The organism is Actinomadura roseirufa (assembly GCF_900659635.1).
Taxonomy (GTDB): domain Bacteria; phylum Actinomycetota; class Actinomycetes; order Streptosporangiales; family Streptosporangiaceae; genus Spirillospora; species Spirillospora roseirufa.
The window spans coordinates 1-7984 of sequence record NZ_CAACVB010000309.1; the positions used below are offsets into that span (position 1 = coordinate 1).

The following is a 7984-nucleotide window of genomic DNA, read 5'->3' on the forward strand; positions in this document are numbered from 1 at the left end:
AGCCCGGCCAGCGCCCGCGCGGCGCCGCGCGGGCCGCGGCGCCTCCACGGGAGCACCGCGGCCCGGCCGTCAGTAGGTGCGATCACGTTCGAAGTCCCCGCTCTCGGCCCGGTGCGTCCCCGGCCCCGAGCCCGGACGGCGTGCCTTCACGATACGGACGGCGGCGAACCCCAGCACTCCGAGGGCGGCCAGCGCCACCACGGCCTTGGAGTAGACGCCCACGTACTCCTCGACCGTCCGCCAGTTGTCACCGAGCTGGTAGCCCGCCAGCACGAAGACCGCGTTCCACAGCGCGCTGCCGAGGGTCGTGTACAGCAGGAAGGTCGTCATCCGCATCCGCTCCACGCCCGCCGGAACGGAGACCAGGCTGCGGAAGAGGGGGATCATGCGGCCGAGGAACACCGCCTTGGCGCCGTGCCGGGCGAACCACGCCTCGGTCCGGTCGAGGTCGGCGACCTTGACCAGCGGCAGCCGGGCCGCCAGCGCGCGGACGCGGTCCCGCCCGACCAGGGCGCCGATCCCGTACAGGGCCAGCGCTCCGGCGACGGAGCCGGCGGTCGTCCAGGCCAGGGCGGCGACCAGGCTCATCCGGCCCTGCGCCGCGGTGAACCCGGCCAGCGGGAGGATCACCTCGCTCGGCAGCGGCGGGAACAGGTTCTCCAGGGCGATCGCGAGCCCCGCGCCGGGGGCACCGAGCCGGTCCATCAGATCCGTCGCCCAGCCCGCGATGCCGCCGGCGGGCTCGGTGCCGGACGTCCCCTGCACCACCGCGCTCATCATTCCGATCATGCTGAAGACGCTAGAAATCCGGCGGTCCCGCCACCATGACGCGCGCCTCCGGATCGACCGGCCGCGCACCGCACCCCCGCACTGCGGAAAACCGCACCCACGGGCCCGGCGAAGGCGCACCCGAGGTCACGGAGATCCGGTCTTCGCGCCGATGCGCGACCGAAGGGGCGGCCATGCGGCGGGCGACGGGAGTCTTACCGCCGCTCCCGGTCTTCTCAGGCGCCGCGCACGGGCAGGGGCGGGGAGGCCAGAGCGGTGCGAGCCTGGGGGACGACGGCGGGGTCCGGGTCCTCGGCGTCCTCGGACTCTGGCGTGGGCGTTCTCGCGGCCCGGTCCACTCCGGACCGCCCGGCCAGGTAAGAGGCGCGCTCAAGCTCGTCGTCGAAGGCGAGGACGATGGCCTCGGGCTCCGCCGGACGCGGCCGGACGAGCAGGTACGGAACGCCCGCCCGCTCGGCGAGATAGGCGATGCCGTCCGCGCCGTGCGCGTAGAGCCGGGCACCGCGGAACCCGGCGATCACCTCGTCGAACGGGGCGGTCTCCTCGCGCATGTCTCCATTCCCCCATCCCCGCGTGTCGCGCCGCTTGCGCGTGGGTGAAGCGCGGCCCAACTCCGCCCGAGCAGCGGCCCCCACCGTTCGTCCGCCCTGCGGAAAGCCGGAGGCCGCCGCCGATTCAGCGGAGAGTGAAACCGGCACCGGCGCCAGGAGGCGCCAACGGGGACGGGCGGCCGGAATCCCCCCAGGCGACAGCGGGTTTGGGCCCCCGGACGGCCCAGGTTTCGGTCCGAGGCCGACCATGATCATGGTAAAGAATCTTTTGTGATCGACTTTTCCGTTAAGAGCCTTTCTTGTAGCGTTCGCAGCGTTTTGTGAAGTGAATTCATGATCGGACATTCCCGCCACGAGATCATGTAAGGACGCCGCGATGCCCTTGGCGACAGGCTTGGCCGCGGCCGCGCTCCTCGGCCTGCTCGCGCTCCTGGCCACCGCGCGGCGCTCCCGGAGCCGGCACCGCGCCGGGGGCGGCCACCCCGAGTCGCTCACCGCCGTGCTCGAACCCGGCGACGAGGAGTACCTGGCGTGGCTGGCCGACCACCACTGGCCCGCGGACGAGTACCTCGACCTGGAGCACGACTGGCGGAGGGAACTGGACCTCGGCGAGCCCGACGGCCCCTACGAGTCGCCGCTGTGCCCTCAGTGCAACCTCCGGCGGGAGGACGTCTGGCCCTGCCCGATGTGCGGGCGGCTGCTGCACTCGTCCTGCGGGCACGGAATGCGGCGGCGCAGGGTCGACCGCCCGTACCGCACGCACGGCACCAATCCGGAGGCGGTCATCGCGGAGTGGATCTGCACGGGATGCACCTCCGTGGTCGGCCTGGACGTCGATCACGGGGACGAACCGGACGGCGGGCTGCTGCGCTGAGCGCCGCCGATTGCCCGATCTTGGCCCCCGCACACGCCCCGAAAGGTAAAGAATTTCCCATCCACTTGCCTATTAAGGACGAGCGACGGCAAGCTTCTTCTATGTCCTTAATCACAGGACACCGTGGAGGAACCCCGTGACCGCTCGAACCGGCTCGATCTGCACGCATCAGCCGCACTGCCCCACCCCGGACGACCTGGACCGCGAAGCCGCCCGCATCGTCGCCAGCCACCCCGAGCAGGGGTGGAGCCTGCTGTGCAACGGCATCGTCGTCTTCGAGGACACCGGTGAGCTCCTGCCGGACGGCCGCGTGATCGCGCCGCACCGTCCCGCCGCCGTCTGAGACCGTCCGGGGCCATCTGAGGCCCCTCTCCCCGAGCCCGGCCCCGCAGCATCGCCCGCCGCCCCGCCCGGCGGCCGGCCCGTGCCCGCGTCGCCCCGCCTCGCCGGGGATCTCTTCGCCTCCCGCGCCGCGCGGCCCACATGATCGTCAAGCGCGCCGGCCGACCGCCGCCGCCCTGACCGGCATGCTCACCCCGGCCTGTGAACCACCCCGGCACAGGCCGGGGTGATGTCCCATGCCCGCCTGCCCCTCCCTCCCGGCTCCCGGGCCCGCACGTCGTGCTCAGGAAACCAGGTACCTGCCGTAACCCAGCCGCACCAGCTCCTCGAAGGCGGCCCAGGGCGCGGCGGGAACCGGCATCGGCACCTGGAAACCGCGCTCGGCGTAGACCGCCATTCGCTGGAGGTCGCCGACCATCAGCTCGATGAAGCGCCGTTCGTCCACGCCGTCGAGGTAGGCGTCGTACCCCAGGTCGGGGGCGGCCGCCAGCCAGCGGACGTCCGCCCACTGACGGCGGGCCGTCGCCACGGCACGCCGCGTCATGTACGGCTTGGCGACCAGGATTCCGCCGCGCACCCGGATCCCTTCCGCGTCCAGCAACCGGCGCGTCGCGGTGATGTTCTCGCCGGTGTTGGACGCGGTCTCCTCCAGCAACAGGGCCCGCTCGGGGACGCCGTGCTCGCGGGCGACCCGGGCGAACGCGCGGGCCTCCGTTTCGTCCCACCCGGTCGTTATCTTGCCGTTGCCGCCCGAGACGACCAGGAGCGGTGCCCAGCCCTCGCGCCAAAGCCGTGCCGCGTGGACCGCCACCCGCGTGTCGTGGCACCCCAGCGCGAGGATCACGTCAGCCTTGGAGAGGGGGTCGGCCAGCACGAGGTGGTCCCACAGCACGCGGGCCAGCGCAAGGGCCCGTGGGTCCATCGCACGCCCGGCGGACCGGTCGCCGTGTGGCTCTGGCGACCCGTTGTCTCGGGCAGTCCGCATGTCGGGCTCCCATCCGTCCGAATCCCCAGGTAGCGTTCAACTGTTTTGCTACTTACGCAAGAATCATGTGGAACTCGACCGCGAAAGGACGGGGTGGTGTGATCACAGTCCTGGTCCTCGTGTCACTGGTCGCCCTGTTCGGCCTGTGCCTGCCCAACCTGTTCCGTCCCACGGCGCCCGCCGGACCGGCCCCGGTCCCCGACCGGAGCCCTCGCGAGACCCCCCGCCAGACCACCTGCGAGAAGAACGGCGAGAGCGCCTGCGAAGACCTCCGCGAGGACGTCCACGACGACGTCCACGAGGAGCTCGGCGCGCGCCCCTGCGCCCGTCCCTGCGCCCACCCCGAGTCCATGACCGCCGAGCTGGACCCCGGCGACGAGGAGTACCTCGCCTGCCTCGCCAACGACCTCTGGCCCGACGACGAGTATCTGGAGATGGAGCACACGACCGACGGGGAGGAGGAGCCGGGCGGCAGCGGCATGCTGCTGTGACCCTCAGGCGTGCGGCGAGTCGAACAGGGCGCTGACCGACTCGCCGTTGTGGATCCGCCGGACCGCCTCGGCCAGCGCCGGGGCGATCGACAGCACCCGCAGCTTGCCGCTCTCGTCGGGCACCGGCACGGGCACGGTGTTCGTGCAGACGATCTCCAGCACGTCCGGCTCGGCCGACAGCCGCTTGAGCGCCCCGGCGGCGAACAGCCCGTGCGTGCAGGCGACCCGGATCGTCCGGGCGCCGAGCTCGCGCAGCAGCCGCAGCAGCTCCAGGACCGTGCTGCCCTTCGCGATCTCGTCGTCCAGGACGATGACGTCGCGGCCCTCGATGTCGCCGATCACCGTGCTGATCTCGACCCGGTCGTCGGAGAAGCGCTGCTTGGCGCCCGCCGCGACGCGCACGCCGAGCAGCCGCGCGAAGGCCGCGGCCTCCTTGGCGTTGCCGAGGTCGGGCGAGACGACCGTCGCCCGCGACAGGTCGTGGCGCCGGAAGTGCGCGGCCAGTTCCCGCAGCGCGTGCAGGTGGTCGACCGGCACGGAGAAGAACCCGTGCACCTGCGGCGAGTGCAGCGTCATCGCCAGCACCCGGCTCGCCCCCGACGCGACCAGCAGGTCGGCGACCAGCCGGCCGCCGAGGGAGATGCGCGGCGCGTCCTTCTTGTCGGAGCGGGCGTAGGAGTAGTGCGGCATCACCACGGTGATGCGGCGCGCCGACGCGCCCCGGGCGGCGTCGCACATCATGAGCAGCTCCACCAGGTGCTCCTGGACGGGCGCGACCAGCGGCTGGACGAGGAAGACGTCCCGTTCGCGGCAGTTGGCCTGCAGCTGGACCTCGAGGCAGTCGTTGGCGAACCGGTCGATCCGGACGGGGCTCAGCGGCACGCCCAGGTGCGCGCACATCTCGGCGGCGAGGCCGGGATGCGCGCTCCCGCTGAACACGGCGATCTCTGGCACGGAACGCTCCTCGTCCGGTCGGCTCGGTCGGCCGGGCCTCATGTTAGGGGGCCGTCCGGCAGGCCCCAGAACCGGCCGCGCAGACCTGCCGACGCGAAGTAGGACGCGGCGGCGGACGGCTCGCGCCGCCGGTAGCCGCGCTCCAGCCGCCCGGCGTACCAGCCCTGGGCCAGGCGCCACAGGGTCGCGAGGTCCATGGTGTAGCCGCGCGTCTCGCCCGTCCGCTCCAGCCAGCCGCCGACGCAGGCGTCCGAGCAGAACAGGCGCTGGTTGGCGCACGAGTGGACCACGTCGTCCCAGATCCGCTGGACGGGGGTGAGGAAGTGCGCGACCTGTTCGCCGGACGGCGGCGCGTCCCGCCCGACCTTCCACGCGTGCGGTTCGTCGCAGAACGGGCAGCGGGTGGCGACCAGGACGTCCGGCTCGTCCTGGAGCAGATGCGGCACGGCGAAGGAGTCCCAGGCGCACCCGCCCCACCACAGCGTGCGCGAGCCCATGACGGAGAAGCCCAGCGGCACGGACGAGAACGGATGCGCCATGACGATGCGGCCGCCCTCCAGGACGACGTCACGCGAGGCGTGGAGGTCGTTCAACGCCTCCTCCACCTGAGCGGCGGAGTGCCCGGTGGACGCCGCCAGATCCGCTCCCTCCGGTGCCCGGCCGGTCGCGGCGAAGCCGTGGTATACGGCGAGGCGCACGTCCTCGGCTCGCTCGGCCCTCGCGCCGCCCTGGCCCTCGCGCGTGTTCTCCATGGCGGTGCCCATGTGTCCCCCTCCAGTGACCGGAACGCCGGACGGCGCCCCGCGCGTGATCATGTCTACCCCTTTCGCCCCCCGGAGGACAGCGGAGTCCGGCGGGCCTCGATCCTCCGGTGCGCGATGCGCCAGCCTTGGGAGAGGCGGACGACCGTGTCCTCGTAGGTCACGCTGGCGCAGGAGCCGTCGGCCCCGATGCCGAGTCCCTTGGAGTGGACAAGGGCGCGGTCGTCGGGGGCCTCGGTCACGACGACGTTGGTGACGTGGTGGGCGACGGGGTTGCCCGCGCCGAGGGCGAGCGCCGCGTCGCGCACGGCGGCCAGGCCCACGATCGGCGGGGCGCCGAGGTCGGTGACGTCGTAGACGACGTCCTCGGTGAACAGCTCGCCCAGGCGGTCCAGCTCACCGGCGTCGACGAGGTGCCCGTGCCGGGCGATCAGGTCGGCGATGGCCGCGCGGTCGCCGGCGGTCAGCGGCATGGTTCCTCCCGAAGGAAAACGGGGACTTCCCCGGTTAGGCCCCGGAGCGTAGCCCGGCCGCCACCGGCCCGCAATCACGAGGGCGCGGCCACGAGCCGGCGCCGGACGAAGCCGAATGAGAAAGGTCCGTTCAGAACACGAGCGCCGGACACCCCCGCGCTAACGTTTGCCAGGGCCGCCGTGCCGACCCCGGCGCGCAGAGCGAAGGTGCGGGCAGACATGAGCACAGCCGCCGTCGGGCAAGCCGACAGTGACGTCCAGCAGGACTGGGAGAGCGGGCCGACGGTCCCCCGGATGGTGCTCGGCGCGCAGCTCCGCCGGCTGCGCGAGGCCGACGGGCGCAGCCGCGAGGACGCCGGCGCCGCCGTCCGCCGCCCGGTCGAGTGGATCAGCACGCTGGAGCTCGGCCGGACCAGGCTGCGGCCGCGCGAGGTCGCGGACCTGTGCGCCGCGTACGGCGTGACCGACCGGGCCGCGCGCGCCACGCTGCTCGGGCTCGCGCTGCAGGCCAACGCCCCCGGCCCGTGGTCCGGCTTCCAGGACGTGATCCCGCCCTGGTTCGAGCCCTACCTCGAACTGGAGCAGTCGGCCAGCGTCATCCGCACCTACGAGACGCAGGCCGTCTCGGAGCTGCTGCAGACCGGCGACTACGCGCGGGCCGCCCTGGGCGGGCGCCATCCGAAGCGGGACGTCGACCGCCTCGTGCGGCTCCGGCTGCGGCGGCAGGACATCCTCTACCGCACCCGGCCGGTGCGGCTGTGGGCGGTCATCGACGAGGCCGCGCTGAGGCGGGTGTGCGGGGGCCGGTCCGTCGCCTTCGCGCAGCTGGAGCACCTCATCGACGTCTGCGGCATGGCGAACGTGACCCTCCAGGTGCTGCCGCTGGACGCCGAGCCGCCGGGGGTGGGGGGCGGGTCGTTCGCGCTGCTGCGGCCGCCCGAGGACGAGCTGCCCGACGTCGTGTGCGTGCAGCGGCTGAACGGCGCGCTCTATCCGGCCGAACCGGCCGCCGTGGCGTGCTACTGGCACGTCATGAACCGGCTCGTGGTGAGGGCCGCGCCCGCGCGCGAGACGCCGTCGATCCTCGGCCGGATCCTCCACGACCTCTGACGAACGGCGCGTCCCGGGCCGCGGATCGCGCGCACCACGGGTCACACCCGACGTTCAGAACAAGACAGCACACCCCATGCCGGAACCGGCCCCCCGCGCGGCCCCCGCGGCTGGCACCATGAGCCGGGGGGGACCATCGCGCGGACGGGACCGGGGGCGACCGCACATGACCGACGCCAGTTCACGGCCCTCGGGGCCGGTGGACTTCATCGCCGAGCTCAACGCGTTCTACGAGTCCTGCAACCGGCCGCCCTACCGCAGGCTCGCCGAGATCTCCGAGCGGCTGAGCGAGCTGTACGGGCGGCGCGGGCTGCCCGTCCTGTCCGCGACGGCGGTGTTCGAGGTGCTCGCGGGGCGCCGCAAGCGCGCGCCGTCCTCGGCGTGGGTCGCCAGCTTCATCCTGTGCTGCCAGCGCCGGGCGTGGGAGACCGGGGTGCTGCCGGCCGACCCGGGCATCTCCGCCCTGCCGCACTGGCAGTCCCTGCTGCGGGAGGCGCGGTCCCCGCTCGCCCCGCCGGCACCGGCGGCCCCGGCACCGCGGGACTCCCCTCACCCCTCCGGGTCCGGTCCGCCCGAGCCGAGCGGGCCGCCCGAGGCCCGGACCGGCGCCGCCGGGCACGAACCGGTGCCCGCCCGGATCCACCGCCCGGCGCC

General features: G+C 73.4%; 10 protein-coding genes and 1 pseudogene. 5 read left to right on the forward strand and 6 right to left on the reverse strand.

The window, feature by feature from the left end:
- Window positions 1–69: 69 nt before the first annotated feature.
- Both E1291_RS36050 and E1291_RS36055 read right to left on the reverse strand, forming a co-directional pair.
- Window positions 70–780, reverse strand: coding sequence for a DedA family protein (locus E1291_RS36050; RefSeq protein ID WP_242614596.1), 711 nt, complete (start codon window positions 778–780; stop codon window positions 70–72).
- Window positions 781–1004: 224 nt separating this feature from the next.
- The gene (locus E1291_RS36055; RefSeq protein WP_131742542.1) at window positions 1005–1340 is read right to left on the reverse strand and encodes a hypothetical protein; all 336 of its coding nucleotides are present in this window, start codon (window positions 1338–1340) and stop codon (window positions 1005–1007) included.
- A gap of 376 nt (window positions 1341–1716) precedes the next feature.
- Here E1291_RS36055 and E1291_RS36060 point away from each other — a divergent pair, with 376 nt between their 5' ends.
- Both E1291_RS36060 and E1291_RS36065 read left to right on the forward strand, forming a co-directional pair.
- Window positions 1717–2214 carry a hypothetical protein gene (locus E1291_RS36060; RefSeq protein WP_242614595.1) on the forward strand — a complete coding sequence of 166 codons (498 nt, stop codon included), beginning with the start codon at window positions 1717–1719 and terminating at the stop codon, window positions 2212–2214.
- Window positions 2215–2371: 157 nt separating this feature from the next.
- Window positions 2372–2557, forward strand: a complete 186-nt coding sequence (locus E1291_RS36065; RefSeq protein ID WP_131742549.1) for a DUF5999 family protein — start codon at window positions 2372–2374, stop codon at window positions 2555–2557.
- A gap of 282 nt (window positions 2558–2839) precedes the next feature.
- On the opposite strand, the gene E1291_RS36070 is transcribed toward E1291_RS36065, so the two are convergent.
- Window positions 2840–3478, reverse strand: coding sequence for a YdcF family protein (locus tag E1291_RS36070; RefSeq protein WP_165495465.1), 639 nt, complete (start codon window positions 3476–3478; stop codon window positions 2840–2842).
- Between the two features lie 161 nt (window positions 3479–3639).
- Between E1291_RS36070 and E1291_RS36075 the strand changes: the two genes are divergently transcribed.
- Window positions 3640–4032 (forward strand): hypothetical protein, encoded by a 393-nt coding sequence (locus tag E1291_RS36075; RefSeq protein ID WP_131742544.1) that lies wholly within the window; start codon window positions 3640–3642, stop codon window positions 4030–4032.
- 3 nt (window positions 4033–4035) lie between these two features.
- On the opposite strand, the gene E1291_RS36080 is transcribed toward E1291_RS36075, so the two are convergent.
- From E1291_RS36080 to E1291_RS36090, 3 genes are read right to left on the reverse strand one after another with little or no spacing between them, the layout of a single operon-like run.
- A complete protein-coding gene (locus tag E1291_RS36080) occupies window positions 4036–4986 on the reverse strand; it encodes a ribose-phosphate diphosphokinase (RefSeq protein WP_131742545.1) in 951 nt (316 codons plus the stop codon).
- A 38-nt stretch (window positions 4987–5024) separates the two neighbouring features.
- Complete coding sequence (merB, locus tag E1291_RS36085) at window positions 5025–5750, reverse strand: organomercurial lyase (RefSeq protein ID WP_207401128.1); 726 nt, start codon at window positions 5748–5750, stop codon at window positions 5025–5027.
- A 53-nt stretch (window positions 5751–5803) separates the two neighbouring features.
- On the reverse strand, window positions 5804–6220 hold the full coding sequence (locus E1291_RS36090) for a nuclear transport factor 2 family protein (protein ID WP_131742546.1): 417 nt from the start codon (window positions 6218–6220) through the stop codon (window positions 5804–5806).
- A 219-nt stretch (window positions 6221–6439) separates the two neighbouring features.
- Between E1291_RS36090 and E1291_RS36095 the strand changes: the two genes are divergently transcribed.
- Window positions 6440–7330 carry a helix-turn-helix domain-containing protein gene (locus E1291_RS36095; protein WP_131742547.1) on the forward strand — a complete coding sequence of 297 codons (891 nt, stop codon included), beginning with the start codon at window positions 6440–6442 and terminating at the stop codon, window positions 7328–7330.
- 166 nt (window positions 7331–7496) lie between these two features.
- Window positions 7497–7984 (forward strand): annotated as a pseudogene (locus E1291_RS36100) (hypothetical protein); the annotation flags it as partial.

What these genes read in the sequence shown, in the direction of transcription:
- E1291_RS36055 (WP_131742542.1), bottom strand. Translation starts at nt 1,340, where the DNA reads ATGCGCGAGGAGACCGCCCCGTTCGACGAGGTGATCGCCGGGTTCCGC.
- E1291_RS36095 (WP_131742547.1), top strand. Translation starts at nt 6,440, where the DNA reads ATGAGCACAGCCGCCGTCGGGCAAGCCGACAGTGACGTCCAGCAGGAC.
- E1291_RS36060 (WP_242614595.1), top strand. Translation starts at nt 1,717, where the DNA reads ATGCCCTTGGCGACAGGCTTGGCCGCGGCCGCGCTCCTCGGCCTGCTC.
- E1291_RS36050 (WP_242614596.1), bottom strand. Translation starts at nt 780, where the DNA reads ATGATGAGCGCGGTGGTGCAGGGGACGTCCGGCACCGAGCCCGCCGGC.
- E1291_RS36090 (WP_131742546.1), bottom strand. Translation starts at nt 6,220, where the DNA reads ATGCCGCTGACCGCCGGCGACCGCGCGGCCATCGCCGACCTGATCGCC.
- merB (WP_207401128.1), bottom strand. Translation starts at nt 5,750, where the DNA reads ATGGGCACCGCCATGGAGAACACGCGCGAGGGCCAGGGCGGCGCGAGG.
- E1291_RS36070 (WP_165495465.1), bottom strand. Translation starts at nt 3,478, where the DNA reads ATGGACCCACGGGCCCTTGCGCTGGCCCGCGTGCTGTGGGACCACCTC.